22 protein-coding genes are annotated in these 24,635 nt (G+C 65.9%); 10 read left to right on the plus strand and 12 right to left on the minus strand.

All coding sequences use genetic code 11. The features are described from left to right. Positions 1 to 1,587, minus strand: coding sequence for a 2-isopropylmalate synthase (locus ACOHWE_RS09195; RefSeq protein WP_420665834.1), 1,587 nt, complete (start codon positions 1,585 to 1,587; stop codon positions 1 to 3). Between the two features lie 567 nt (positions 1,588 to 2,154). Between ACOHWE_RS09195 and ACOHWE_RS09200 the strand changes: the two genes are divergently transcribed. Together ACOHWE_RS09200 and ACOHWE_RS09205 are read left to right on the plus strand one after the other, a co-directional pair. Beyond that, positions 2,155 to 2,592 (plus strand): universal stress protein, encoded by a 438-nt coding sequence (locus tag ACOHWE_RS09200; protein ID WP_420665836.1) that lies wholly within the window; start codon positions 2,155 to 2,157, stop codon positions 2,590 to 2,592. A gap of 23 nt (positions 2,593 to 2,615) precedes the next feature. Then, a complete protein-coding gene (locus ACOHWE_RS09205; RefSeq protein WP_420665837.1) occupies positions 2,616 to 4,154 on the plus strand; it encodes an alanine/glycine:cation symporter family protein in 1,539 nt (512 codons plus the stop codon). Between the two features lie 379 nt (positions 4,155 to 4,533). Here the strand turns inward: ACOHWE_RS09205 and ACOHWE_RS09210 are convergent, their stop codons facing one another. The 3 genes from ACOHWE_RS09210 to ACOHWE_RS09220 form a co-directional block, all read right to left on the minus strand. Continuing rightward, the gene (locus ACOHWE_RS09210) at positions 4,534 to 5,094 is read right to left on the minus strand and encodes a putative glycolipid-binding domain-containing protein (protein WP_420665838.1); all 561 of its coding nucleotides are present in this window, start codon (positions 5,092 to 5,094) and stop codon (positions 4,534 to 4,536) included. Between the two features lie 95 nt (positions 5,095 to 5,189). Continuing rightward, a complete protein-coding gene (locus tag ACOHWE_RS09215) occupies positions 5,190 to 6,029 on the minus strand; it encodes a patatin-like phospholipase family protein (RefSeq protein ID WP_420665839.1) in 840 nt (279 codons plus the stop codon). A gap of 229 nt (positions 6,030 to 6,258) precedes the next feature. After that, the gene (locus ACOHWE_RS09220; protein ID WP_420665840.1) at positions 6,259 to 7,719 is read right to left on the minus strand and encodes an MORN repeat-containing protein; all 1,461 of its coding nucleotides are present in this window, start codon (positions 7,717 to 7,719) and stop codon (positions 6,259 to 6,261) included. Between the two features lie 168 nt (positions 7,720 to 7,887). Between ACOHWE_RS09220 and ACOHWE_RS09225 the strand changes: the two genes are divergently transcribed. Both ACOHWE_RS09225 and ACOHWE_RS09230 read left to right on the plus strand, forming a co-directional pair. Further along, entirely contained in the window at positions 7,888 to 9,546 is a 1,659-nt protein-coding gene (locus ACOHWE_RS09225; protein ID WP_420665841.1) for an NAD+ synthase, read from the plus strand. A 121-nt stretch (positions 9,547 to 9,667) separates the two neighbouring features. Next, positions 9,668 to 10,999, plus strand: a complete 1,332-nt coding sequence (locus ACOHWE_RS09230) for an NAD(P)/FAD-dependent oxidoreductase (RefSeq protein ID WP_420665842.1) — start codon at positions 9,668 to 9,670, stop codon at positions 10,997 to 10,999. 69 nt (positions 11,000 to 11,068) lie between these two features. Here ACOHWE_RS09230 and ACOHWE_RS09235 read toward each other — a convergent pair whose 3' ends face one another. Further along, on the minus strand, positions 11,069 to 12,013 hold the full coding sequence (locus ACOHWE_RS09235) for an MBL fold metallo-hydrolase (protein WP_420665843.1): 945 nt from the start codon (positions 12,011 to 12,013) through the stop codon (positions 11,069 to 11,071). Positions 12,014 to 12,130: 117 nt separating this feature from the next. On the opposite strand from ACOHWE_RS09235, the gene ACOHWE_RS09240 reads away from it, so the two are divergent. From ACOHWE_RS09240 to gltX, 3 genes are read left to right on the plus strand one after another with little or no spacing between them, the layout of a single operon-like run. Then, the gene (locus ACOHWE_RS09240) at positions 12,131 to 12,559 is read left to right on the plus strand and encodes a DUF1801 domain-containing protein (protein WP_420665844.1); all 429 of its coding nucleotides are present in this window, start codon (positions 12,131 to 12,133) and stop codon (positions 12,557 to 12,559) included. Next, positions 12,556 to 12,702 (plus strand): hypothetical protein, encoded by a 147-nt coding sequence (locus ACOHWE_RS09245; RefSeq protein WP_420665845.1) that lies wholly within the window; start codon positions 12,556 to 12,558, stop codon positions 12,700 to 12,702. Before ACOHWE_RS09240 ends, ACOHWE_RS09245 begins: the two co-directional genes overlap by 4 nt. Positions 12,703 to 12,729: 27 nt before the next feature. Continuing rightward, positions 12,730 to 14,055 (plus strand): glutamate--tRNA ligase, encoded by a 1,326-nt coding sequence (gene gltX, locus ACOHWE_RS09250; RefSeq protein WP_420665847.1) that lies wholly within the window; start codon positions 12,730 to 12,732, stop codon positions 14,053 to 14,055. A 429-nt stretch (positions 14,056 to 14,484) separates the two neighbouring features. On the opposite strand, the gene ACOHWE_RS09255 is transcribed toward gltX, so the two are convergent. After that, positions 14,485 to 15,762, minus strand: a complete 1,278-nt coding sequence (locus ACOHWE_RS09255; RefSeq protein ID WP_420665849.1) for a DUF2254 domain-containing protein — start codon at positions 15,760 to 15,762, stop codon at positions 14,485 to 14,487. After that, on the minus strand, positions 15,762 to 16,331 hold the full coding sequence (locus ACOHWE_RS09260; RefSeq protein WP_420665850.1) for a gamma-glutamylcyclotransferase family protein: 570 nt from the start codon (positions 16,329 to 16,331) through the stop codon (positions 15,762 to 15,764). The genes ACOHWE_RS09255 and ACOHWE_RS09260 overlap by 1 nt, the downstream gene beginning before the upstream one ends. Before the next feature lie 94 nt (positions 16,332 to 16,425). On the opposite strand from ACOHWE_RS09260, the gene ACOHWE_RS09265 reads away from it, so the two are divergent. Beyond that, positions 16,426 to 16,878, plus strand: a complete 453-nt coding sequence (locus ACOHWE_RS09265; RefSeq protein WP_420665851.1) for an RrF2 family transcriptional regulator — start codon at positions 16,426 to 16,428, stop codon at positions 16,876 to 16,878. Between the two features lie 47 nt (positions 16,879 to 16,925). On the opposite strand, the gene ACOHWE_RS09270 is transcribed toward ACOHWE_RS09265, so the two are convergent. Further along, a complete protein-coding gene (locus ACOHWE_RS09270) occupies positions 16,926 to 19,451 on the minus strand; it encodes an ABC transporter permease (protein WP_420665853.1) in 2,526 nt (841 codons plus the stop codon). After that, positions 19,448 to 20,155 (minus strand): ABC transporter ATP-binding protein, encoded by a 708-nt coding sequence (locus tag ACOHWE_RS09275; protein WP_420665855.1) that lies wholly within the window; start codon positions 20,153 to 20,155, stop codon positions 19,448 to 19,450. Before ACOHWE_RS09275 ends, ACOHWE_RS09270 begins: the two co-directional genes overlap by 4 nt. 48 nt (positions 20,156 to 20,203) lie before the next feature. Between ACOHWE_RS09275 and ACOHWE_RS09280 the strand changes: the two genes are divergently transcribed. Further along, positions 20,204 to 20,881, plus strand: coding sequence for an arylesterase (locus ACOHWE_RS09280; protein WP_420665857.1), 678 nt, complete (start codon positions 20,204 to 20,206; stop codon positions 20,879 to 20,881). A 123-nt stretch (positions 20,882 to 21,004) separates the two neighbouring features. Here ACOHWE_RS09280 and ACOHWE_RS09285 read toward each other — a convergent pair whose 3' ends face one another. Then, positions 21,005 to 21,214, minus strand: coding sequence for a cold-shock protein (locus ACOHWE_RS09285; RefSeq protein ID WP_420665859.1), 210 nt, complete (start codon positions 21,212 to 21,214; stop codon positions 21,005 to 21,007). A 388-nt stretch (positions 21,215 to 21,602) separates the two neighbouring features. After that, positions 21,603 to 21,821 (minus strand): hypothetical protein, encoded by a 219-nt coding sequence (locus tag ACOHWE_RS09290; RefSeq protein WP_420665861.1) that lies wholly within the window; start codon positions 21,819 to 21,821, stop codon positions 21,603 to 21,605. 404 nt (positions 21,822 to 22,225) lie between these two features. Between ACOHWE_RS09290 and ACOHWE_RS09295 the strand changes: the two genes are divergently transcribed. Continuing rightward, positions 22,226 to 22,933: a hypothetical protein gene (locus ACOHWE_RS09295; RefSeq protein ID WP_420665863.1), complete on the plus strand. Its 708-nt coding sequence runs from the start codon at positions 22,226 to 22,228 to the stop codon at positions 22,931 to 22,933. A gap of 11 nt (positions 22,934 to 22,944) precedes the next feature. Here ACOHWE_RS09295 and ettA read toward each other — a convergent pair whose 3' ends face one another. Continuing rightward, positions 22,945 to 24,600, minus strand: a complete 1,656-nt coding sequence (ettA, locus tag ACOHWE_RS09300) for an energy-dependent translational throttle protein EttA (protein ID WP_420665865.1) — start codon at positions 24,598 to 24,600, stop codon at positions 22,945 to 22,947. Positions 24,601 to 24,635 lie beyond the last annotated feature (35 nt).

Genomic DNA, 24,635 nt, shown 5'->3' on the forward strand with positions numbered 1-24,635 from the left:
TTAGGCGAGATCCTTGTAAGAGACCTCCCTGGCGTCCGCGCCCTCCCCGAATTTGCCGCGGCGCACGATCAGGCGGTTCAGCGCGTTCACATAGGCCTTGGCCGAGGCGACCACCGTGTCGGTGTTGGCAGATTGGCCGGTGGCGATGATGCCGTCTTCCTCCAGCCGTACGGAGACAGTGGCCTGCGCGTCGGTACCTTCGGTCACCGCATGCACCTGATAAAGCTGCAGATGCGCCGCGTTAGGATAGATCGCGCGGATTGCCTTGAAGGTGGCATCCACCGGCCCGTCGCCGGTTTCGGTGGCGGAAACATCCTTGCCGTCAATCTCCATTTCGATGGTGGCTTCGGCCGGGCCGCCGGTGCCGCAGACCACTTTCATCGAGACCACCTGCAAATGATCGTTCTCGGCATCCTCGCCCGAACGCATCAGCGCGATGATGTCGTCGTCAAAGACTTCCTTCTTGCGGTCGGCGAGCTCCTTGAAGCGCACAAAGACGTCCTTCAGCTGGTTGTCGCCCACCTCGTAGCCGAGGTGCTCCAGCTTGTCGCGCAGCGCCGCGCGGCCCGAGTGCTTGCCCAAGGGCAGCGAGGTGCCGGAGAGGCCGACATCCTCGGGGCGCATGATCTCGAAGGTTTCCTTGTTTTTCAGCATGCCGTCCTGGTGGATGCCGGACTCATGCGCAAAGGCGTTCTTGCCGACGATCGCCTTGTTGAACTGCACCGGGAAGCCCGAGACGGTGGAGACGCGGCGGGAGATGTGCATCAGCTTGGTGGTGTCGATGCCGGTCGACCAGGGCATGATGTCGTTGCGCACCTTCAGCGCCATCACCACCTCTTCCAGCGCGGTGTTGCCCGCGCGCTCGCCCAGCCCGTTGATGGTGCATTCAATCTGCCGCGCGCCGCCTGCCACAGCCGCCAGCGCGTTCGCCGTCGCCATGCCGAGGTCGTTGTGGCAGTGGGTGGCAAAGACCACTTCGTCGGCGCCCGGAACTGTCTCGATGAGCCGTTTGATCAGCTCGGCGGATTCCATAGGCGCGGTGTAGCCCACGGTATCGGGGATGTTGATGGTGGTCGCGCCCGCCTTGATCGCGATCTCGATCACCCGGCAGAGGTAGTCCCACTCGGTCCGGGTCGCGTCCATCGGCGACCACTGCACGTCCTCGACCAGGTTGCGGGCGTGGGTGACGGTCTCGTGGATCTTGTCGGCCATCTCGTCCATCGTCAGGTGCGGGATGGCGCGGTGCAGGGGCGAAGTGCCGATGAAGGTGTGGATGCGCGGCCGCGCGGCCTTGCGCACGGCTTCGGCGCAGCGGTCGATGTCCTTGAGGTTGGCGCGCGCGAGCCCGCAGATCACCGCGTTCTGCGACCTCTCGGCAATCTCCGACACCGCGCGGAAGTCGCCTTCGGAGGCGATCGGGAAGCCTGCTTCGATGATGTCCACGCCCATCTCATCGAGGAGGCCGGCGATCTCCAGCTTTTCTTCATGGGTCATCGTGGCGCCGGGGCTCTGCTCGCCGTCGCGCAGGGTGGTGTCGAAAATCAATACGCGGTCGCTGCCGCCGGAAGTGGGGAATGCTTTGGTCATGGCTGATATCTTTCGTTTCTGTCCTGAGCCGGTTGGTCCTGAACCCTGCGGGATTGCGCCGCGGCGGGCTGCATCTGCGGAGTGCGGGACGTGGGGGGTGGTCTTTGCCTGTTGGCGCGCGAGCAGCAATCCTCTGAGCGGGCGCGCCAGACCGGCACGCTCAGAGGCGGGCTAGGATCAGTAGGGCGCAGAAAGCCGTCCCGCGGAAGGCGGCATGGGTAGCGGGAATTTCTGCGCGTCTGCTCATGGGGGTGATTTATACAGAGGCAAATGCGAATGGGAAGAAATTTCTTGCTGCCGTGCGTTCGGGTGCGCCGGACGTTCCGCGCGGGCCCGGGAACCGGTGCGGCGGGGTGCCAAGCCTGCGGGGATAAAGACAATTTGCCGGATTCGGGGTAGAGTGGCAGGCAGGGGGGCCGCAGACGGAGCCACTTCTGCCCCGCTGCGGCCCCTGTCAAGGGGATGGCCCGGCGGCGAATTGACGCTTGCAAAATAATCTGTCTTCGCCTTGAAGGTCCGGATCGGGGCGCGGCCGCCTGTGCCAGCGCCTCCAAGAGGAGGAAGAGAGTGTCACACAAAAAAGTCCTACTGGGATATGACGACAGCCGCGCCGCGAAGTCGGCGCTTGCCTTTGCCGCGGATCTGGCCAAGGCGCAGAACGCCGAGCTGGTCATCGCGCATGTGCTTGAATGGTCGCCATATTCCTTTCTGACCCCGGAGGAGATCGAGGCCCGGCACCAGCGCCGCGAGGATGAACTGAAGCGTGCCGAGGACGCGCTGCTCGCGCCGGTTCGCAAAAGCCTCGAGGGATCGGGAATCACTGTCACCACAGTGCTGAAATACGGCCATATCGCCGAAACGCTGTGCGCGATCCTGAAGGACACGGGGGCTTCGCAGCTGATCATCGGCCGCACCGGCCATTCGGCATTGTCCTCGCGTCTGTTCGGCTCGGTTGCCGGCAGCCTCGCGCAGGCAGCTCCGGTGCCGGTTACCATCGTTCCATGAAATCCAGCAGCTGAGGGACTGTCATGAAATTTCCTATCTCCGCCGCCGCGCTGGCGGCACTGCTGGCTGCACCCATGCCGGCAATGGCGCAATCCATCGACGAGCAGGTCAACGCGCTGTTCGCAAATTCCACCGGCTGGTTCGTCAACCTGATCTTCAGCCCCTTCCCCGGCACCGACTTCCCCTGGATCGTCGGCTGGCTGGTGATCGCGGCGACAGTCTTCACCGTCTATTTCGGTCTGATCCAGTTCCGCGCGTTCCCGCATTCGATCGCGCTGGTGAAAGGCGACTACGCCGACCCCAATGACGCGGGTGAAGTCAGCCACTTCCAGGCGCTTGCCACCGCGCTTTCGGGCACCGTCGGTCTTGGCAATATCGCGGGTGTGGCCGTCGCCGTCGGCATCGGCGGGCCGGGAGCGACCTTCTGGATGATCCTCGCGGGCCTGATGGGCATGGCCTCGAAGTTCACCGAATGCACGCTTGGCGTCAAATACCGCAACGAGTTCCCGGACGGCCATGTCTCCGGCGGGCCGATGTACTACATGACCAAGGGTTTTGCCGAGCGCGGCCTGCCGATGGGCAAGGTCCTTGCGGTCATGTTCTCGGTCTTCTGCATCCTCGGCTCACTGGGCGGCGGCAACATGTTCCAGGCCAACCAGGCGCACGCGCAGATTTCCAGCGTCGTTGGCGAATATCCGGGCTGGATCACCGGCGTGGTGTTCGCGGCTATCGTGTTTGCAGTGATCGTCGGCGGCCTGAAGTCGATCGCGCGGGTCACAGAAAAGGTCGTGCCTTTCATGGGCGTGATGTATGTGGCCGCGGCGCTGGTGATCCTGGCGATGAACGCCGACAAGATCGGCTGGGCCTTCGGGCAGATCTTCGACGGTGCCTTTACCGGGCTCGGCGTGGCCGGCGGCATGGTCGGCGCACTGATCCAGGGCTTCAAGCGGGCGGCGTTCTCCAACGAGGCCGGCGTCGGCTCGGCCGCGATCGCCCACTCTGCCGTGCGCACCAAGGAGCCGATTACCGAAGGTTTCGTGTCGCTGCTGGAGCCGTTCATCGACACCGTGGTGATCTGCACCATGACCGCGCTGGTGATCATCATCACCGGTCAGCTGGTGCAGGACCCGAATACCGGCCTCTACCTGCTGGATGAGGGCGCGAGCACGCTTCAGACCATCGACGGCAATAAGGGTGTGGCGCTGACTTCGGCCGCCTTCTCCTCCGCCTTCGACTGGTTCCAGTACGTGCTGGCGATCGCGGTGATCCTGTTTGCCTTCTCCACCATGATCAGCTGGTCCTACTATGGTCTGAAGGCCTGGACCTTCCTGTTCGGCGAAGGTGAGACCAAGGAGCTGGTGTTCAAGGTGATCTTCTGCATCTTCGTGGTGATCGGAGCGGCCGCCAACCTCGGCCCGGTGATCGACTTCTCCGATGCGGCGATCTTTGCGATGGCCGTGGTCAACATCATCGCGCTCTATTTCCTGATGCCGATCGTCAAGCGCGAGCTGGACAGCTACATGTCGCGGCTGCGCACGGGCGAGATCAAGAAATTCACCTGAGCGTCTGGCGCTTGAGGTGAAGACACGGAGGCCGCCCCGGTTCGCCGGGGCGGTTTTTTCTTCGGTGGTTTCCATCGCGTTGTTTCGCCGTGGCGAAGGCACCCGCGTCTGCACCGGGCGCAAAGCCGTGCATTGACGGCGCGCGCGGAGGCGATCCCAACCGATATGACTGGCAGTTTATCCCGGCCAAGACCGTTGACCCTCGCGAGGGCACCGCCCAGCCTTAGCCAAATCGCCGCCGCGTGGGGGCGCGCCGGCGATGCGCGGCGGCCTCCCGGCCTTGTCCCGCGCTGGGGACATGCGGAACTGGATCAGCCCATAAAATCGGAGGCTCTCCCGCGGGACTGCGGAGGTTGCCATTTCTTTCTCCGGCCGCAGCTCAGCCTAGCCGCCGGAATACCCCAGGGTAGTCCAGCACCATTCCCGCCGCATCCACCTCGATTTCAGCGGTGAAGCCGCTCTCCAGCCCTTCATAGCGGTAGCGGGTCTCGTCCAGCCGGGTGTAGCGCTGACGCGTCATGCGGGGTGCTGCCTCTCCCGCGCCGGTCTCGGGCGGCGGCACAAAAGCCGCAAGAATCTCGGCGCTTGCGCCGACTGCGAGGCCCAGCCTGCGGACCGGCAGCGTATTGGTCGCAGGCGTGATGCCGATATCAACGTCGATACAGCCTTCCAGAGCGGGAATGGCAGCGGCGCGGGTCACATCCTGCCATTGCCCCCGGCCGTCCGATGCAAGGTGCAGGCAGCGCCCGCCGGTAAAGCACAGCCGCACCTCCCGCGTGTGGAACTGCGCGTCCGTGCGCACCCAGTAGTACGCGCCAAAAAGCGCCGGGTCGCATCCGGCCACCACGCCGTCAAGCGTCAGCCCTTCCGCCGTCCCGGTGAGGACGCAGTGTTCCAGACCCTGCCGCTGCCAGTCGCACCAGCGCGCAACCTTTTGCATCGTTCACCCCCCCCCCAAAAAAAAATGGAACAATACAAGAACATTAATGAGACCCAGCTTAGCCGTAAAGGAATATTTCGCGCTGAGACAGGCCGCTATGCCGGGTAATCCCTGATATCGCTTCGGTGCAGGAAAGCTTCTCCCGCCTTACGGCCGGCATCCCAAGTGGCCTGAATTTTTTCCGGGTCGGTGAAATCGATCTTGTCGGCGGGCACGTCCTCCTCGGGCCAGACATAGAGCCGCCCGCCGGCCTGCGGCAAGCGTTTGTAGATGCGGGTCAGCACCACCAGCGTTGCCCCGCGGTCCGGCTCCGGCATCGGCGCCTGATCCGCCATGCCGCCGTCGATCACCGCGCGGCCCAGCCAGCGCGGCGGGGTGAAGACCGGTGGGATGGTGGCGGCGTGGCATACGAGATCGGGCAGCGTGCCCTGCCGCGCGGCTTCCCGCGCATCCACAAGGCTGGTAGTGACGCCCAATCGCTTCGCCCAGTTGAAATGCGGCGAGCCAACCAGATGCAGCTCCGCCTCATAGGCAAGCGCCGCCAGGCTGCCACTCAGCCGCGCCCAGCGGCCGGAGGGCGGGTGCCCGAGCAGGATCTGGGCCTGCGGGCCGCGGGCGATCCGCTGCATTGCCTCCTTGTCGACAACCGCAGTGACCACCTCGCCATAGACCCGCTGGTGCGGGGTGAGTCCGCCTGCGCCGCGGGCGTGCCAGTCGATGTTGCTGCCGGTGCGGCGGAAGGCGGCCTTCATCTCCTTCAGCACCTGTGGCCCGCGTTCGGAGAGGAACCCCGCAAGCGTCAGCGCCCCTCCGGAGACACCCGCAACGCGCGCCGGAGCCAGCGGCAGCGCGTGCCGTACCACATCCAGAAATCCGCCTTGCCAGAAACAGCGGCAGCCCCCGCCGGAGAGAACCAGTTGTTCGAAATGCGCCATGGCGGGAAGTCTAGAACGCCGGGGCAGCGCGGGCCAGCACCCTTGCGCAGCCGGGCGCACCGGACCGGCTTGGCAGACCGCAGGGCTCAAACGGCTCGGCGCCGCGCGCACGCGCGGCGCCCGGTCCAAGGCCGTTCCGGGCCTGCGGGCGGCAGCCCGCGGGTGTGCGGGCACGGGCGCGCGCGCCCTGCTTGGGGTGAAGGAAGATATGCCCGAAGGCGGCTGCGGCTCAGTTGCTGCCGGGCTGTTCTGCCCCTGCCTCTGCCGCGCCGTTTTCCGGGGCAGCAGCGCCTTTGCGGACCAGGGCGCCGTTCTCCCAGGTGCCTTCCGTTTTCTGGCCGGTGGCGTATTTCATCGTGCCCGGGCCCTGGCGCTTGCCGTTCACAAAATGGCCCTCGTAAACATCGCCATTCGCATAAGTGGCAATACCCTCGCCGCTGATCTTGCCTTCCTGCCATTCGCCTTCGTAGACGAAACCGTCCGGCATCTCGATCCGGCCCTGGCCGTGGCGCTGGCTGTTGGCAAACTCGCCTACGTAGACCGAGCCGTCGGAATAGGTCACCTTGGCCTCGCCATGGCGCTGGCCGTCCTGCCAGCCGCCCTCATAGCGGTAGCCGTCGGTATAGGTCATCACGCCCTGGCCGTGGTTGCGGGCGTTCTTGAATTCGCCGGTGTAGACCACGCCGTTGGGGTAGGTGGCGGTGCCTTCGCCCTCGATCACCCCCGCGACCCAAGTGCCTTCGTAGGTGGAGCCGTCGGGATAGGTGATCTTGCCGTGGCCTTCCGCGAGGTCGTCGCGGAATTCGCCCTCATAGACCGAGCCGTCGGGGTAGGTGGCCTTGCCCTTGCCCTCGATCTGGCCGTTTGCCCATTCGCCGGTGTAGCTGTAGCCATCGGTCTTGGTGAAAGTGCCGGTGCCGTGGCGCAGATCGTCCTCGAATTCGCCTTCGTAGACGTCGCCGTTGGCATGGGTCTGCTTGCCCAGCCCCTCGCGGCGGCCCTCGGCCAGGGTGCCTTCGTAGATGTCGCCGTTCGGCTGCACCAGCTTGCCGGTGCCGTGCATCTGGTTGGCCGCCCATTCGCCCTCGTAAACCAGTCCGTCCGGCATCACCAGCTTGCCCTGGCCCTCAAGCCGGCCGTCCACGACGCCCCCTTCGTAGGTGGAGCCGTCGGGGTAGGTGACCTTGGCCTCACCTTGCTTGCTCCCATTGACCCAGGCGCCGTCGTAAACATAGCCGTTGGGGTTCTCCATCACGCCCTGGCCGTGGTGCTCGCCCGAGGCAAAGCCGCCCTCGTAGCGCACACCGTTAGCATAGACCGCAATGCCCTCGCCGTGGATTTCACCATCTTTCCACTGGCCCTCGTAGGTCCCGCCATCGGCAAAGGTGATCCGGCCCATGCCCTCGGGCTTTCCGCGGGCAAATTCGCCCTCATAGACCGAGCCGTCGGGAAAGCGCGCTACACCGCGGCCGCGGATCTCGCCCTCTACCCATTCACCGGTGTACTGATAGCCGCTCGGCAGCGTATAGGTCCCGGTGCCGTGCTGAAGCCCGCCCTTGAAGGTGCCTTCGTAGACCCCGCCGATCTCGTCCTGGGTGGTGATCACCTTACCGTCCTGTTCCTGCGCCAGCGCGGGTGCGGCCAGCGCCAGGAGGGAAGTGAATGCCAATGCGGTGCCAAAACGGGTCATCGAAGCCTCTGCCTGCCGGGGGAATGGTGCGGCCGCTGAAAAGGGTGCTTCTGGGGAAACTATGCCACGCTGACCGGAGCCGCAATGTCTTTTGCCCGGGTGGTCTTTTCCTTGCCGGCCAATCTGGTAAATGGCTGTAGGAGCGAATTGCAGAAGGCCCAAGGCAAGATGGCAGACCATTTCCGGGTGACCCTCGCCCAGCTCAATCCGACCGTGGGCGATCTGGCGGGCAACGCCGCGAAGGCGCGGGCCGCCTGGGAGGAAGGGCGCGCTGCGGGTGCGGGCCTGGTGGCGCTGCCGGAGATGTTCATCACCGGCTACAACACCCAGGACCTGGTGTTAAAGCCGGTGTTCCACCAGTCCGCGATTGCCGAGGTGCAGAAGCTAGCCGCCGACTGCGCCGATGGCCCGGCGCTGGCGATCGGGAGCCCCTGGGTAGAGGGCGGCCGGCTCTACAATGCCTATCTGATCCTGAAGGACGGCAAGATCGCGGCCCGCAGCCTCAAGCACCACCTGCCGAACGAGACCGTCTTTGACGAGATGCGCTTGTTTGCCTCCGGCCCCCTGGGGGGACCTTACGCGATCGGCGGTGTGCGCATTGGTTCGCCGATCTGCGAGGACAGCTGGCACGAAGACGTGGCCGAGACACTGGCTGAGACTGGCGCTGAGTTCCTGCTGGTGCCCAACGGCTCGCCCTATTTCCGCAACAAGATGGAAGTGCGCTTTAACGTGATCGTGGCGCGAGCGGTGGAGACCCATCTGCCGGTCATCTACCTCAATATGGTGGGCGGGCAGGACGATCAGGTCTTCGACGGTGGCTCCTTCGTGCTGAACCCCGGCGGCGCGCTGGCGGTACAGATGCCGGTCTTCGACGAATGCATCACCCACGTAGACCTTATCCGCACCGATGACGGCTGGCGCGTGAAAGAGGGCGAAAAGGCGCATATGCCCGACGAGTGGGAGCAGGATTACCGCGTGATGGTGGAGTCCCTGCGCGACTATATGGGAAAGACCGGCTTCAAGAAGGCTTTGCTGGGTCTGTCGGGCGGGGTGGACTCGGCGATTGTTGCCGCGATTGCGGTGGATGCGCTGGGGGCCGAGAATGTCCGCTGCGTGATGCTGCCTTCGGAATACACCAGCCAGGAATCTCTGGACGATGCCGAGGCCGTGGCCAAGGCGCTCGGGGTGCATTACGACTATGTGCCGATCAGCGAAAGCCGCGCCGCGATCACCAGCACGCTCGCGCCGCTGTTCGCGGGGCGCGGCGCGGATATCACCGAGGAAAACATCCAGTCCCGCCTGCGCGGGCTGCTGCTCATGGCAATGTCCAACAAGTTCGGCGAGATGCTGCTGACCACGGGCAACAAGTCCGAGGTCGCAGTCGGCTATGCCACTATCTATGGCGACATGAACGGCGGCTATAATCCGATCAAGGATCTCTACAAAACCCGCGTGTTCGAGACCTGCCGCTGGCGCAACGCCAACCACCGGCCGTGGATGAAGGGACCGGCGGGGGAGGTGATCCGCCCCAACGTGATCGACAAGCCGCCAAGCGCCGAGCTGCGCGAGGACCAGAAGGACAGCGACAGCCTGCCGGACTACCCCGAGCTGGACGCGATCCTGACGATCCTGGTGGATGGCGAGGGCTCGATTGCCGATTGCGTTGCCGCGGGCTTTGACCGGGAGGTGGCCAAGCGGGTCGAGCATCTGGTGTACATCAGCGAATATAAGCGCTTCCAGTCGGCGCCGGGGGCGCGCCTGACGCCACGGGCGTTCTGGCTCGACCGCCGTTACCCGATCGTGAACCGCTGGCGCGACCCCACGTGAGGCGCGCCTCCGCCCGGCCGCCCCGGCGTTTGCGGCGGTTAATCCACACTTCTCGTATGCGGCGCAGTACGTGCCGCATGTGCGCTGGACCGCCCGCCGCAGCGCGGGCATAGAGGCTGTCATGCCGGGACCGAAACTGCCGCATTTCCAATCCGATCTGGCCTTGCCAAAGGCTGTCGACGCCGTGGTGATCGGCGGCGGCATCATCGGCGCGGCCACCGCCCTGGAGCTGGCTGAACGCGGCTATTCGGTGCTCTTGTGCGAAAAGGGACAGATTGCGGGCGAGCAGAGCTCGCGCAACTGGGGCTGGGTGCGGATCGCCTGCCGCGACCCGCGGGAGATCCCGCTGATGGCCGCGGCGCTGGACCTGTGGGAAGGGCTGGACGCGCGCACCGGGCAGGCCACGGGGTTCACCCGGGCCGGTATCCTCTATGCGGCGGAAACGCCCGGGCGGGAAGCGGAGCTCGCGCGCTGGCTCACCAACCTCGACGACTACGGTCTCGGTGCGCAGATGCTGAGTGGGGACGCGCTGGGAACACTGCTGCCGGGCCACCAGACGCGCGCAACCGCGGCGCTGCATACGCCCATGGACGGGCGCGCCGAGCCGCAGCTGGCCACCCATGCCATCGCCGCCGCCGCCCGCGCCGCGGGCGCCAAGGTGATGACCGAATGCGCAGTGCGCAGCGTGGAGACCGCCGCGGGCCGGATCAGCGGCGTGATGACCGAGCGCGGCCGCGTCGCCTGCTCGGCGGTGGTGGTTGCGGGCGGCGCCTGGTCGCGGCTGTTCCTCGGCAATGCGGGGGTGGCGCTGCCGCAGCTGAAGGTGCTGAACTCGGTGCTGCGCACCTCGCCGGTGCAGGGCGGTCCCGAAGCGGCGCTGCGCACCGGCGACCTCGGCCTGCGCAAGCGTGCTGATGGCGGTTATACCGTTTCGCACGCGCTGGAAAACATGGTCGACATCGTGCCCGACAGCTTTCGCCTGGGCTGGCAGTTCCTGCCCAGCCTGCGGCACGAGTGGCGGGCGCTGCAATTCCGCGTCTCGGGCCGCTGGGGTGAGGAGGCGGCGCAGGCGCGGCGCTGGCAGCCCCATCAGACCACGCCGTTCGAGCTATGCCGTGTGCTGGACCCCGCGCCCTCGCAAAAGGCGCTGCGCAGCGGCTGGGCGGCGGCGCAGAAGGCCTTCCCGGTGCTGGAGCGCGCGGACGTGGTGCAAAGCTGGGGCGGGCTGATCGACGTCACCCCGGACGGGCTGCCGGTCATCTCTGCTGCTGATGACGTCCCAGGACTGTTCATTGCCACCGGGTTCAGCGGCCATGGTTTCGGAATTGGCCCGGCGGCGGGGCGGTTGGCGGCGGATCTGGTGGCGGGGGATGCGCCCATCGTGGCGCCGCAGGACTTCCGCCTGTCGCGCTTCAACGACGGCAGCCGTCCGAAGCCGCAGAGCGGGTATTGAACAGCAGCCAAGGGTGAGCGGACCGGCGGCACCCGGCTGAAGTCCCGCCCGCCGGCATTGCGTTTCCGCCTAGCCCATCATCTGGTAGCTGACCGGCACGAAGCGGAACCCCTCGCCGCGCGCCTCGACGAAGCCTGCGGCGGGGAAGGGCATGTGGTAGCCGATCATCGGCATCCGCTCGGAGGCGAGCATCCCCAGCACCCTGCGGCGGGATTCGGTGGCGGCGGCCTTGTCCATGTCGAATTGCACCTCCCATTCGGGATGCGCGAAGCTCCAGACATAATGGTTGGCAAGATCCGCGGTGAGGAGCAGCTGCTGCCCGCCGCTTTCCAGCAGATACCCCATATGGCCCGGCGTATGCCCGAAGGACGCCATAGCGGTAATCCCCGGCGCGACGCTTCCGCCATCCCCCAGGAAGCTGGTTTTCTCCGCCAGCGGCTTCATGTTCTTGGCAAAAAGATCACCCACCCGGTGGCCAGGCTCCACCCCGGCCCAGTAGTCGTACTCTGCCTGGCCGGTGACGTAACCGGCATTGGCGAAGGCAGGCGTGCCGTCCTGCATCAGCCCGCCGATATGGTCCGGGTGCATGTGGGTGATGACAACGGTGGTGATATCCCCGGGCGCAACGCCCGCCGCGGACAATGCGTTCTGGATCCCGCCCTGGCCCAGCCCCGTGTCGAACAGGATCTTGGCGTCGCCGGTCTCCACCAGTGTCGGCGTGAAGAAGAACTGCGCGGTGTCAGCTGGGATGAAGTTATCCCGGGAGACCTCGGCAAAGGCCTCGTCCGACGCGCCGCCGCCGAAGATCTCCTTGGCACCCTCGCGCGGCAGGCTCGCGTCCAGGAGCGTGGTGACGGTGAAATCGCCCAGGCGGAACCGGCGCAGCGGCGCGGCAGGGCCGGTGCCGCTCGCCGCTTCCTGCGCGCGGGCGCCGGTGGCGGTCAGGGACAAGGCCGCGGCCGGCAGTGCGGCGGCAGCAGCCAGAGCGGCGCGGCGGGAGAGGGGGGCACTCATGGGAAAACCTCGCTGTTGGATAACCTTGGGGAGACTAGGCCGGACCCGCGCGGCGGCTGTTAACATTCCCGTGAGGCTGCTATCCTGCGCCCGAGCCATCACTTCGGGAGGCGCGGAATGAGCGGCAACAAGACGATGCCCACAGGCGCCAGCGTGGAAGACTTCCTCGCCGCCATTGAGCCGCCCCGCAAAGCCGCCGAGGCGCAGGAGCTTGATGCGATGTTCCGCCGGGTGACGGGCTTCGCGCCGCAGATGTGGGGAACTTCGATCATCGGCTACGGGCGCTACCGCTACCGCTACAAGAGCGGGCGGGAGGGCGATTTCCTCGCCACCGGGTTCTCTCCGCGCAAGGCACGTTTCTCGCTCTACATCATGCCGGGCTACCAGGACTACGGCGCCATCCTCGCCCGGCTCGGCAAGCACAAGCTGGGCAAAAGCTGTCTTTACGTGAACAAGCTGGCCGATATCGACCTTGCAGTGCTGGAGGAGCTGATCGCGGCCGGGCTCAGGGATCTCAATGCGATCTGGCCGGTCGAGCCGGAGTGAACCGCACCGTCCATCTGCGCAGCACCCAGGCGGCGCGCCCCCTGCGGAAACGCGTCCTCATCTTTCAAAAAATACTCGCGCCGCAGGCCCGCGCCGCAGGCGCGTTAACTGGCGGGAAACTGGACAAAGCGCTGCCCATGTGACAAGGGCAGGGCAACAGGAGACATGTGATGACCACCACCCGTTTTGCCCCGTCGCCGACCGGCTATATCCACGTTGGCAACCTGCGCACCGCGCTGATGAACTACCTGATCGCCCGCAAGGCCGGCGGCACTTTCATCCTGCGCATCGACGACACCGACCCGGAGCGGTCAAAGGAAGAATACGTCGATGCCATCAAGCAGGACCTGGAGTGGCTGGGCCTGACCTGGGACCGCGTTGAGCGGCAGTCCGAGCGGCTGGACCGCTACCACGCCGCCGCGGACAAGCTGCGGGAGATCGGCCGCTTCTACGAGGCTTTCGAGACCCCGACCGAATTGGACCTGAAGCGCAAGAAACAGCTCAACATGGGCAAACCGCCGGTCTATGACCGGGCAGCACTTGCGCTGTCGGAGGAGGAGAAGGCAAAGCTGCGCGCCGAGCGCGGCGATGGCGTCTGGCGCTTCAAGCTGGACCATGAGCGCATCGAGTGGGCCGACGGTATCCTGGGCGATATCTCCATCGACGCGGCCTCGGTCTCCGATCCGGTGCTGATCCGCGGCGACGGGCAGTTCCTCTACACGCTGGCCTCGGTGGTGGATGATACCGAGTTCGGGGTGACCCATGTGGTGCGCGGCTCGGACCATGTGACCAATACCGCGACCCAGATCCAGATCATCGAGGCGCTGGGCGGCTCTGTCCCCTCCTTTGCGCACCACTCGCTGCTCACCGGCCCGCAGGGCGAGGCGCTGTCCAAGCGCCTTGGCACGCTGGCGCTGCGCGATCTGCGCGAGCAGGGCGTGCAGCCGATGGCGCTATTGTCGCTGATGGCCCGGCTGGGTTCGTCCGACCCGGTGGAGCTGCGCAGCGACTTGGCCGAGCTGATCGAGGGTTTCGACATTACCCGCTTTGGCGCCGCGCCGACCAAGTTCGACGTGCAGGACCTGTTCCCGCTGACCGCCCGCCACCTGCAATCGCTGCCGCTTTCGGCGGTGCAGTCCCAGGTGGACGCGATTGGCGTTCCCGCGGAAAAGCAGGCGGCGTTCTGGGACATGGCGAAGGAGAACATCACCACGCTCATGGATCTCGAGGGCTGGTGGGTGCTCTGCCGCGACGGCGCCGAGCCGCTGGTGGCCGATGAGGACAAGGAGTTCATCGCCGAGGCGATGAAACTCCTGCCCGAAGGCCCCTATGATGCCGAAAGCTGGGGCAAGTGGACCGCCTCCGTGAAGGAAGCAACGGGCCGCAAGGGCAAGGGCCTGTTCATGCCGCTGCGCAAGGCCGTGACCGGCATGGAGCGCGGCCCCGACATGAGCGCGCTGCTTGCGCTGATGGAGACCGTGCGCGCCCGCGGCTGAGGCGGGGACGCTGGCGGACTGACATGGATGGAAGGCGGTGCCGTGGGTGCCGCCTTCTTCATATGTGTCTTGCGACCCAGCGCGGGACAGGGCCGAAGGCCGCCGCGCATCGCCGTCGCGCCCCCACGCGGCGGCGATTTGGTTGCGGCTGGGCGGTCCCTTGAAAAGACGTACGGACTTGGCCGGGATAAACTGCCAGTCATTCCCAACAGGATCGCCCCCGCGCGCGACGTCGATGCACGGCTCATCTTTTTGTTCGCACCGGCAGTTTTTTTGCCGCACTTGCGTCTTGTCCCGATCCGCTCGGGGCCTATCCGCCCGCTGTACGCGAAACTCCAAGACGGCGCCCGCCCGTTGCGGCGGCATCAGAGATGCCGCCACGCCCGTTGGGCCCCGCGCCGCGCTGGCGCGCGGCGCGGGAGCAGGCGGCTAGCGTTTCGGTGCCGTCAGACGCCGCCGCATCTTGCCCGCGGCGGCGGCCATGCGGCTGTTGGGGTGGCCTTCGAGGGCTCGCAGGGCCTTGTCCATCCAGGCCATCACCTCGGGGTCGTCCGCGCCGCAGCGGGCGATCGGGGGGAAGGCGCTGTCGAGCAGCCGCCCGGCGGTGACCGGCGGCACGAAGATGCGCGGGAACTCGGGGCCGTCTTCCGCCCGGTCGGCACCGGCATTGCCCGGCCTTTCGCCGCGAGTCCCGGCCTGCGGCGGCCCCGGCTCGGTTTCCGCACCATCATCGCCCTCGTCATCCCCGCCGTCATCGGGGAAGTTTTCCCACAGCAGCCGCTCGATGCGTCCCATCACCTCGATTGCGGTGCCGGGATCGTTGATGCCGGGCGACAGCGCCTTGAGCGCGGTCTCGGCCAGCAGCGTGAGACCGAAGGACGGGTCCTGGTCGAAGCTGCGCACGTCGCCGATGTCGATCAGCTTGGCGGCGGCGGTGCAGAATTTCTCGTCCCCGCCCCTGGCCCAGGCGACGGCGCGGTTGCGCAGCACGTATTCGCCCGCGCCGCGATGCAGCACCACCTCAGCGCCCGCCTTCTCAGCCAGCTCGTTTAGCGCGGCAATGTCGGCAAAGCGGACAAAACCGCTTTGCCGGGCGAGGATCGGGCGGGCGTCTTCCGGCGGTCCGCCGGTGGCGCGGGCACCGCCGAGACAGGGTTTGCGGGCGCGCTGCCCAAGGGCGGTGCGGGTGCGCTGCTCGATCAGGCGCAACGTGTGGTCCATGCTGCCAAGGCCCGAGAGATGGTCGATCCAGCGCAGGATCGCGCCGACGATCAGCACCACCACCAGCACCGTGATACCGAAAACCACGATGGTAGCCTCGGGTGTGTAGGCGCCCGCGCGGAACAGGATGATGGCGCAGAGCGCGTAGACGAAGCCGCCGGTGAAGGTCGCCAGCACGCTGTGGGTCACCGTGTCCTCAAGCAGCAGCCGGTAGACCCGCGGCGTCGCCATCGAAGACGCGGTCCGGTAAGCGCTGACCATGACGTTCAACGAAAACGTGGTGACCGCCAGCATACTGGAGGCGAGGATGGTCAGTACCGGCAGCACCGCGTCTCTGCCGATGCGGTCGGCCAGGCCGCCGGGGGTCACTGGCGCGAGCAGTGGCGCCACCGCCAGTGCGATCAGCGAGAACAGCGAGATCAGCACCACCCGGAACCAGAGCTGGCGGGTGATCCGCCGCAGGAGCAGGAGCGGGCGGCTGTTCATTACTCCGCGGCCAGACGCGGCGCGCCGGTGGCGGTGATCAGGTCGTCGAAATAGGCGCGCTCGTCACGGCTGAGCCGCTGGTGGCGCGGATAACGCGGTGCGGCACGGTCGTCCAGAATCGGGGCCTCCCAGCCGCTGGTGGTGGCGATGAAGTCCTGCACGCCCTGCTCGCCGAAGACCTGCAGGTAGCCCTGCAGCACCACGTCCAGGTAGCTGAGCAGGATCGGATGATGCTCCGAGCCCTGCCGCTGCGCCGTTTGCGGCACCGCATAAACCGAGATATCCGCCACGCCCTTCAGGTCATGGCTCACAGCGTGGCTGGCGGTCAGGCGCTCGTAGGCGAACTCGCGCTCGTCCAGCGCCGCCCAGTCCGCCCCCGGCACCGCGGCGATCAGCCCGTCGATGGTGCTTTCGGCGCAAGGAACTGCGGTCAGGAAGGCGACATCACGCAGGTCCGTATGGGCCCAGGTCCGGCGCCAACCGTTCAGCCGCGCGGGGCGGGCATCGCCATACGTATGGGTGGCGGTGTTGACCAGGCTGCCGTAGCCGAAGAAATAGGGTGCTGTCATGGCGGGAGCTCTCGTCCTCCTATTGATGTATGTCAATCCGCTCTTTCTCCCATCATGCAATATGCCTGGCAAGGAAGTTGCGGGAGCCCTGCCCATGCGGATTACCAAGAGGACCAATATTGCGGTGCGGCTGCTGATGTATTGTGCCGCGCATGGTGAACGCCTGGTGACCAAATCTGAAATCGCCGATTGCTGCAACATCTCGGAAAACCATCTGGCCCAGGTGATCCACCAGCTCAGCCAGCTTGGTTATCTGACCACCCAGCGCGGCCGTAACGGCGGCATGTGCCTGGGGCGGGCCGCGGCGGATATCCGGATCGGCGACGTGTTCCGCGACGTGGAGGGCAGGCTTCCGATTGTGGAGTGTTTTGCCGATGCCGACAACACCTGCCCCCTGACCGGTGCCTGCCGCCTTAAGGCAGCGCTCGCCGAGGCGGCGCAGGCGTTCTATGCCTCGCTCGACGGTATCACGCTGGAGGCGCTGCTTTGCGGTAATGATGCGCTGATGCAGCTGTTGCAGCCTGTTACCTGCTCCTCGGCGGCCTGAGGCGGCAGGAATATTTCCGCGCCCTCCCGGCATAGAAAAAACAGGCTTCATTCCCGTGCTCTGAGAATGCGCGCAGGGCGCGAGGCGAGCGGCTTCAGCGCAAAGGCAAGCCCCGCCAGCAGCGTGATCAGAACCCCGCCCGACACCACCGCGAGCGCGTTCGGCCAGATCACGGAGTAGCCGGTTTCGAACACATAGGCGTTGACCGCCCAGGCCCCGGTGATGCCTGCCGTAAGCGCAACCAGCCCGGCGGCCCCGCCCAGCAGCGCCGAGCGCAGGGCAAAGCTCAGCAGGATCTGGCGCCGCGGCGCGCCCAGCGTTTTGAGAAGCGCGGCCTCGTAGCGGCGCGCCGGCTCGCCCGCTGCGGCGGTGCCCAGCAGAACCAGGAACCCGGTAAGCAGTGTCGCGCCCGCGCCATAGGCGGTGGCGGCGACCAGCTGCCTCAGGATCTCCGACACCCGGTCGATGGCATCGCGCATGCGGATCGCAGTGATGTTCGGCATCGCGCGGGCCAGGTCGCGGAGGATCTGCGTCTCGGCCGCGTCCTCGGCATAAACGGTGGCAATGAAGCTGTGCGGCGCGCCCTTCAGCGCGGCCTCGTTCAGCACGATCACGAAGCCCATACCGGCGGTGGAGAAGTCGACCTCGCGGAAGCTGGTGATGGTGCCGGTAATCGGACGGCCGAGGATGTTGAGGGTGATAGTGTCGCCGAGCTTCAGCCCCAGCTCTTCGGCCTCCTCGGCGGCAAAGCTGATCTGCGGGTCGCCCGTGTAGTCCTCGGGCCACCATTCACCGGCGGTGACCGTGGTGCTTTCGGGCTGTGCTGCGGCGTAGGTGATGCCGCGGTCGCCGCGGATCACCCAGTGGTCGGGCGCGACCTGATCGGCCGGGGTGCCGTTGATATGGGTGACGATGCCGCGCAGCATCGGGGCGTGTTCGACCTTGCTCACCGCCGGGTCGCCTTCGACCCGCTCCAGGAAGGCGGGCATCTGGCTGCGCTGGATATCAACGAAGAAATAGGAGGGCGCCACATCGGGCAGGTTGCCTGAAATGGCGCGGCGCATGTTGCCGTCGATCTGGCCGATGGCGGCAAGCACGGTGAGTCCGAGGCCAAGCGCCAGCACAGCAGGCACCGCGCCGTCGCGGGCGCTGCCGATGGCCGAAAGCGCCCAGCGGAGCGCCGGGCGGCCGCGGGCGCGGGTGGCGCCGCGGCGGGCGAGGAAGCCGATCGCCAGCGCCGCCACGAGCAGCACCAGGAGCGCCCCCATCAGCCCGCCCGCGGTCCAGAGCGTGAGACGCGCGGAGCCGCTGAACCAGGCGGCAAGCCCCACCAGCGCCGCCAGTGCCGCCGCGGTCGCCAGCAGGTAGCGCGGCGCGGGCAGCCGGGTGCGGCTGGCAAAGGCATCGCGGAACAGGGCAGCGGCGCGGATGCGCTCGGCCCGGGCCAGCGGCCAGAGCGCAAAGACAAAGGCGGTGAGCAGCCCGTAGAGCGCGGCCTCCGCCAGTGCGCCAGGGTAAAGCGAGAACACCGCCGGGAACGGCAGTGCTGCGGAAATCAGCGGGCCCAGGGCCAACGGCACCAGCCCGCCAAGGACCAGCCCCAGCACGACGCCCAGAAGCGCCAGTGCGCCGATCTGCAGGAAGTAGGTGAGAAAGATGGTTTGCCGCTCCGCCCCCAGTGTGCGCAGGGTCGCGATGGTTTCCGTCTTGGTGGCGAGATAGGCGCGCACCGCGGCCGAGACCCCAACCCCGCCGACCGCAAGGCCGGAGAGGCCGACGAGGATCAGGAAGGAGCCGAGCCGCTCGACGAAAGAGGTGATGCCGGGCGCGCCGTTCCGCGCATCGCGCCAGCGCATCCCGCTGCCTGCAAGCTCGGCTTCGGCCTCGTTGCGCAGTGCGTCGAGGCTGGTGCCCGGCGGCAGCGACATGCGGTAGCGGGCGGTGAAGAGCGTGCCGGGAGCCAGCAGGCCCGACTCTGCCAGTGCCTCCGCCGCCACCAGCGTGCGCGGGCCGAGCTGGAAGCCGGATGCGGCCGCGTCGGGCTCCTGTGCCACCGTCGCCATCAGCCGGAAGTCCTGCGTGCCCAGCCGGAAGCTGTCGCCGGGCTGAAGGCCCAGACGATCGGCGAGCACCTTGTCCATCAGCCCGCCGGGCAGGCCATCCGATCCCGCGAGCGCGGTCTCCAGCGGCATTTCGGGGTCGAGGCGCACGGTGCCCTTCAGCGGGTAGAGCCCATCGACGGCCTTCACCTGCGTCAGCGCGCGCTCCTCGCCCACCGTGGCCATGGAGCGGAACTCGGCCACTTCGGACACCCGCGCCGCGGCGGCCTCCATCCAGGCGCGTTCGCTGTCTTCGGCAAAACGGTAGGTGAAGCTGATCTCGGCATCGCCGCCGAGGATGGCGGCGCCCTCGCGGGTGAGGCCGGTCTCGATCGAGGCGCGGATCGAGCCGATGGCGGCAATCACCGCCACCCCGAGCGCCAGACAGGCAAGAAAGATGCGGAAGCCCTTCAGCCCGCCGCGCAGCTCGCGCGTGGCAAATCGCCAGGCAAGCGCAAAGCCGCGCGCGCTCATTCCGCCGCCTCGCGGCCGCTGGCCTCCTCGTCAATGCGGCCGTCGCGCAAGCGCACCACGCGGTCGCAGCGGGCGGCAAGCTCGGGCGCGTGGGTGACCATCACCAGTGTCGCGCCATAGCGGTCGCGCAGGCCGAAAAGAAGGTCCATCACCGCCGCGCCATTGGCCTCGTCCAGGTTGCCGGTCGGCTCATCGGCAAGCAGCAGCGCCGGCCGCGGCGCGAGCGCGCGGGCCAGCGCCACCCGCTGCTGCTCGCCGCCCGACATCTGTGCCGGGAAATGCCCGGCCCGGTGGCCGAGGCCGACCGCCTCCAATTCCTCGCGCGCCCGGCCAAAGGCATCGGCTACCCCCGCAAGCTCAAGCGGAGTAGCGACATTTTCCAGCGCGGTCATGGTCGGGATCAGGTGGAAGCTTTGGAACACCACGCCCATGTTGTCGCGCCGGAACCGCGCCAGCGCGTCTTCGTCCAGCGCGGTCAGATCCTGGCCAAGCGCGGTGATCGTGCCGCCGCTCGCCTGCTCCAGCCCGCCCATCAGCATCAGCAGCGAGGACTTGCCGGAACCGGACGGCCCCACAAGCCCCAGGGTCTCCCCCCGGTGCACGTCCAGCGAGACACCGTGCAGGATCCCGACAGGACCGGTATTGCCATTCAGGGTCAAAGAGGCATCTTGGAGGTGGAGTACGGGGCTGCTGTTGTCTGTCATCCGGCCTGCCTGTTGGTTACATCATTCGGATATGGAGTGTTTGCCGCAATGCGCAAGATATTGGCCCTGTTGAGTTTGATGCTTTTTGCGGGCGCCGCGGCGGCGGAACCGCTGCGGATCACCGTGCTGGGCGACAGCCTGGTGCAGGGCTACGGGCTGCCACAAGGGGACGGGCTGGTGCCGCAGCTGCAGCGCTGGCTGCGCCGGCAGGGGGCCGATGTCGAACTGCAGAACGCAGGTGTTTCCGGCGACACCACCGCAGGCGGGGCGGAGCGCGCGGAATGGACGCTGGCGAGCGGACCGGAGGGGGTAGTCGTGCTTTTGGGCGGCAATGATCTGTTGCGCGGCCTGCCGCCTCAGGAGGCGCGGGCCAACCTTGGCCGCATCCTGGAGGCCGCAGGGGCGGCGGGCAGCGAGGTGCTGCTGGTGGGAATGAAAGCGCCAGGCAACTTCGGGCCGGAGTATAAAGCCGCCTTTGACGCGCTCTACCCTGAACTGGCAGAGACGCACGGCACGCTGCTGCACGCGGATGCCTTTGCCGGCATGGCGGCAGAGGCCGGGGGCGACCCGGCAGCGGCACGCGCCTTCATGCAGGAGGACGGCATCCACCCGAATGCCCAAGGCGTGGCGCTGAACGTGGCGGCGATGGGGCCTGCGGTGTTGGAGCTGGTGGCGCGGATCGAATCGGAAGGAGCGGGCGCAGAAGCGCCGCAAGCGGGAAATTGAACCGAAGGGTTCAGACGGGCGGGGTCCGGGGCGGATAACCCGGGACACGAAAACGGCCCCGGAACAGGCGGGGCCGTCAGCAGATTGTCAAATGGGAGATACGGGCCCTCTCAGGCCCCTCTCTCAGGAAGCCAGGGCAATATCGACCGCGGACTCGCGGCCGTCACGGCCGGAACGCAGTTCGTAAGTTACCTTCTGGTTGTCGGCAAGCCCGGTCAGCCCCGACCGCTCCACGGCGGAAATGTGCACGAACACATCTTTGCCGCCTTCGTCAGGGGCGATAAAGCCGTAGCCTTTGGTGGTGTTGAACCATTTGACGGTGCCGGTGGCCATCGTCTGTACTCCTAAATCGTGTCATAGTGCCTGCCCGCGCGTGCGGCAGAGTGGCTCAGTGCAGCAGAGGACATGACCGCGCCAGTGAAGGTACAGTAATGGCCGTTGCGTAACGTCGCGGTGACACATTTGGGCATGATTGCCGATGTGGCAAGGGAAATTAGAAAAAATTACCGGATGCCTCCGGCAGATTTCCGCGCGGGCGCTTTTCTGGCATAGGTAGAGCTGCCGGGCGCTCAGCGGGTTGTCCGCCCGCTAGTCTGGCTAAAGTAATCATCGGCGGGTTGCGTATCGGCTCGCAGGCCGGGGCCGGTCAATCCCGGGGCGGGGCGCCGGGAGGGATGATCCCGCCTGGGCTAACGGCCGGGGCACATCCCAGGCCTCGGGGTCAGGCTGCCGCCAGTTCCGGGCGCTTCCCTTCTGGAAGGCCGCCCGCGCCGCCGGTTCCGCGCAGAGCAAGCAGCAGGATGACCAGAACCGCCGTGGAAGTGCCCGCGGCAGGGTAGAGCAGCGCGCTGGCCCAAAGCGGCCAGCCCAGCCCGGCATAGGCAAGGCCCGCGGCCAGAAGCCCCGCTAGCGTGCCCAAGAAGATACCAACCCATGCCATGACGCCTCCCCGCCCGCGCCATCGCAGACAGGCCGAAGAAACCCTGCCGCCGCGGAACATCTCAAGGAGATATTGCGGCGGACTTTCTTCAAATGCGGTTAACGCAATGTGGACTTGAGGCGGAGCAGGCTGGCAGGCGGGCCGATGCGCCACCCGTGCAGCGTATGACAGACGCCGATGCCATATCGCGAGACTATTACATTCTGCCCTCTTGGGACGTGTCACGCAGTGGCACGGACCGCGCCTGACCTTCCCCTTGGGAAGGCGCGTTCGCGCCCTCCCAAGGTCAGGCGCGGGCCTTGTGTTGAGGCAACCTCAAATTGACCAATAAGTTTGGCTTGTTGACAGAATGGCTACTCTGGAGTTATCTAGATCCATCTAGCAGAGGAAGCTGGAGGTAGGCTGTGCGGCAGATCGAAATTTCAACAGACGTTTTTGCGCTTATTTGGGCGGCTCGCGAAGCAGGGGAGGAAACGGAAGATCAGATTCTTCGCAGACTGCTTTTGGAAAGTAGGGTAGCCGCGGAATCTCTGACCTCCCTTACTACTGGAAAGGCCAATGGTTTGGTTGACTTCAAATTTGGCGTCACTTTCCAAGAAGGTTTTGAGATTTTTCGCCGCTACCTCGGCAACGAATACAGAGCCGTGGTTAGTCAAGGCGCTTGGAGGCTTGATGGAAAAACCTCCAGTTTCAGTACTTTGAATGAACTGAGCCGTGCTATCGGCACAAAAACAGAAAATGCTTGGATGAATTGGTTCTTTTTAGATCAAGATGGGAAAAGGCAGCCTGTTGGAAATCTACGAGATTTTAAAACGGTTCAAAAGAGAACTGCTGCCAGGAAAGGAGAAGAAAGAGTGAGAAGAGTAAGGTGGTGTGACGATGTGCGTGAAGCGCTAACGCAACTAGGTGGTAAGGCTCACTTGGAAAAGATATATGCCAAAGTGCGCGAAATTCGATCTGACGCAGGACGGTCAACTCCTGAAACGCTCGAAGAGGTAGTGAGGAAAGAGCTGGAGATCCGTTCTCCGGATTCCAAAGCCTTTCTTGGGCAGGATTGGTTCAGAATCGCAGGACGCAAAGGTGAAGGTTACTGGGCTTTGACAGCCCAGTAACCCGCTGATTGTCACCGCACAAATTTCTTGTGCTTCAGCCGCTTGGGCTCCAGCGCGTCCGGGCCGAGGCGGCGCTTCTTGTCCTCTTCGTAGTCCTCGAAGTTGCCCTCGAACCACTCCACATGGGCATCGCCCTCGAAGGCCAGGATGTGGGTACAGATCCGGTCGAGGAAGAAACGGTCGTGCGAGATCACCACGGCGCAGCCCGCGAAATCGACGAGCGCGTCTTCCAGCGCGCGGAGGGTTTCGACGTCGAGGTCGTTGGTCGGCTCGTCGAGCAGCAAGACGTTGCCGCCCTCTTTCAGCAGCCGCGCCATGTGCACCCGGTTGCGCTCACCGCCGGAGAGCAGGCTCAGCGGTTTCTGCTGGTCGCCGCCCTTGAAGTTGAAGGAGGAGCAATAGGCGCGGGAGTTTACCTGCGCATCGCCCAGCTCGATAATCTCGGCGCCGCCGGAGATCGCCTCCCAGACGGTTTCATTGTCCTTCAGATCATCGCGCGACTGGTCGACGTAGGACAGCTTCACCGTGTCGCCGTATTCGACGGTGCCCTCGTCGGGCTGCTCCTGGCCGGTAAGCATCTTGAACAGGGTCGACTTACCGGCGCCGTTGGGGCCGATCACGCCGACAATGCCGCCGGGCGGCAGCGAGAAATTCAGGCCCTCGATCAGCTGCTTGTCGCCATAATGCTTGGCGAGGTTGGTCACCTCGATCACCTTGGAACCGAGGCGCGGGCCGTTCGGAATGACGATCTGGGCGCGGCCGACCTTTTCGCGTTCGGACTGGCTGGCCATCTCGTTATAGGCCTGGATACGGGCCTTGGACTTCGCCTGGCGGGCTTTCTGGCCCTGGCGCATCCACTCCAGCTCGCGCTCCAGTGTCTTCTGCTTCGCCTTGTCCTCGCGGGCTTCCTGCTGCAGGCGCTTGGCCTTCTGCTCCAGCCAGGCGGAATAGTTGCCCTCGTAGGGAATGCCGCGGCCGCGGTCGAGCTCCAGGATCCAGCCGGTGATGTCGTCCAGGAAGTAACGGTCGTGGGTGACGCAGAGGATGGTGCCCTTGTAGTCGATCAGGTGCTGCTGCAGCCAGGCGATGGTTTCGGCGTCGAGGTGGTTGGTCGGTTCGTCAAGCAGCAGCATGTCGGGCGCTTCGAGCAGCAGCTTGCAAAGCGCGACCCGGCGGCGCTCACCGCCCGAGAGGTTGGCGGGCATCGCATCGTCCGGCGGGCAGCGCAGCGCCTCCATCGAGACGTCGACCTGGCTGTCCAGGTCCCAGAGGTTCTGGGCGTCGATCTCGTCCTGCAGCTTGGCCATTTCCTCGGCGGTTTCGTCCGAGTAGTTCATCGCCAGCTCGTTGTAGCGGTCGAGGATGTCCTTCTTGGCCTGCACGCCCAGCATGACGTTTTCACGCACGGTGAGATTCTCGTCCAGCTTTGGCTCCTGCGGCAGGTAGCCGACCTTGGCGCCCTCGGCGGCCCAGGCCTCGCCGGTGTAGTCCTTGTCCAGACCGGCCATGATCTTCATCAGGGTGGACTTACCGGCGCCGTTCACGCCGACGACACCGATTTTCACGCCGGGCAGGAAGGAGAGGTGGATGTTTTCAAAGCATTTCTTGCCACCCGGGTAGGTCTTGGAGACACCCTGCATGTGGTAGACGTACTGGTAGGAAGCCATTGTGTCGCTCCGTGATGGGGGGAATTCGCTGGCGG

It is taken from the genome of Cribrihabitans neustonicus (assembly GCF_048820895.1).
Taxonomy (GTDB): Bacteria; Pseudomonadota; Alphaproteobacteria; order Rhodobacterales; family Rhodobacteraceae; genus Cribrihabitans_A; species Cribrihabitans_A neustonicus.

What these genes read in the sequence shown, in the direction of transcription:
- ACOHWE_RS09195 (WP_420665834.1), bottom strand. Translation starts at nt 1,587, where the DNA reads ATGACCAAAGCATTCCCCACTTCCGGCGGCAGCGACCGCGTATTGATT.
- ACOHWE_RS09205 (WP_420665837.1), top strand. Translation starts at nt 2,616, where the DNA reads ATGAAATTTCCTATCTCCGCCGCCGCGCTGGCGGCACTGCTGGCTGCA.
- ACOHWE_RS09210 (WP_420665838.1), bottom strand. Translation starts at nt 5,094, where the DNA reads ATGCAAAAGGTTGCGCGCTGGTGCGACTGGCAGCGGCAGGGTCTGGAA.
- ACOHWE_RS09215 (WP_420665839.1), bottom strand. Translation starts at nt 6,029, where the DNA reads ATGGCGCATTTCGAACAACTGGTTCTCTCCGGCGGGGGCTGCCGCTGT.
- ACOHWE_RS09220 (WP_420665840.1), bottom strand. Translation starts at nt 7,719, where the DNA reads ATGACCCGTTTTGGCACCGCATTGGCATTCACTTCCCTCCTGGCGCTG.
- ACOHWE_RS09225 (WP_420665841.1), top strand. Translation starts at nt 7,888, where the DNA reads ATGGCAGACCATTTCCGGGTGACCCTCGCCCAGCTCAATCCGACCGTG.
- ACOHWE_RS09230 (WP_420665842.1), top strand. Translation starts at nt 9,668, where the DNA reads ATGCCGGGACCGAAACTGCCGCATTTCCAATCCGATCTGGCCTTGCCA.
- ACOHWE_RS09235 (WP_420665843.1), bottom strand. Translation starts at nt 12,013, where the DNA reads ATGAGTGCCCCCCTCTCCCGCCGCGCCGCTCTGGCTGCTGCCGCCGCA.
- ACOHWE_RS09240 (WP_420665844.1), top strand. Translation starts at nt 12,131, where the DNA reads ATGAGCGGCAACAAGACGATGCCCACAGGCGCCAGCGTGGAAGACTTC.
- gltX (WP_420665847.1), top strand. Translation starts at nt 12,730, where the DNA reads ATGACCACCACCCGTTTTGCCCCGTCGCCGACCGGCTATATCCACGTT.
- ACOHWE_RS09255 (WP_420665849.1), bottom strand. Translation starts at nt 15,762, where the DNA reads ATGAACAGCCGCCCGCTCCTGCTCCTGCGGCGGATCACCCGCCAGCTC.
- ACOHWE_RS09260 (WP_420665850.1), bottom strand. Translation starts at nt 16,331, where the DNA reads ATGACAGCACCCTATTTCTTCGGCTACGGCAGCCTGGTCAACACCGCC.
- ACOHWE_RS09265 (WP_420665851.1), top strand. Translation starts at nt 16,426, where the DNA reads ATGCGGATTACCAAGAGGACCAATATTGCGGTGCGGCTGCTGATGTAT.
- ACOHWE_RS09270 (WP_420665853.1), bottom strand. Translation starts at nt 19,451, where the DNA reads ATGAGCGCGCGCGGCTTTGCGCTTGCCTGGCGATTTGCCACGCGCGAG.
- ACOHWE_RS09275 (WP_420665855.1), bottom strand. Translation starts at nt 20,155, where the DNA reads ATGACAGACAACAGCAGCCCCGTACTCCACCTCCAAGATGCCTCTTTG.
- ACOHWE_RS09280 (WP_420665857.1), top strand. Translation starts at nt 20,204, where the DNA reads ATGCGCAAGATATTGGCCCTGTTGAGTTTGATGCTTTTTGCGGGCGCC.
- ACOHWE_RS09285 (WP_420665859.1), bottom strand. Translation starts at nt 21,214, where the DNA reads ATGGCCACCGGCACCGTCAAATGGTTCAACACCACCAAAGGCTACGGC.
- ACOHWE_RS09290 (WP_420665861.1), bottom strand. Translation starts at nt 21,821, where the DNA reads ATGGCATGGGTTGGTATCTTCTTGGGCACGCTAGCGGGGCTTCTGGCC.
- ettA (WP_420665865.1), bottom strand. Translation starts at nt 24,600, where the DNA reads ATGGCTTCCTACCAGTACGTCTACCACATGCAGGGTGTCTCCAAGACC.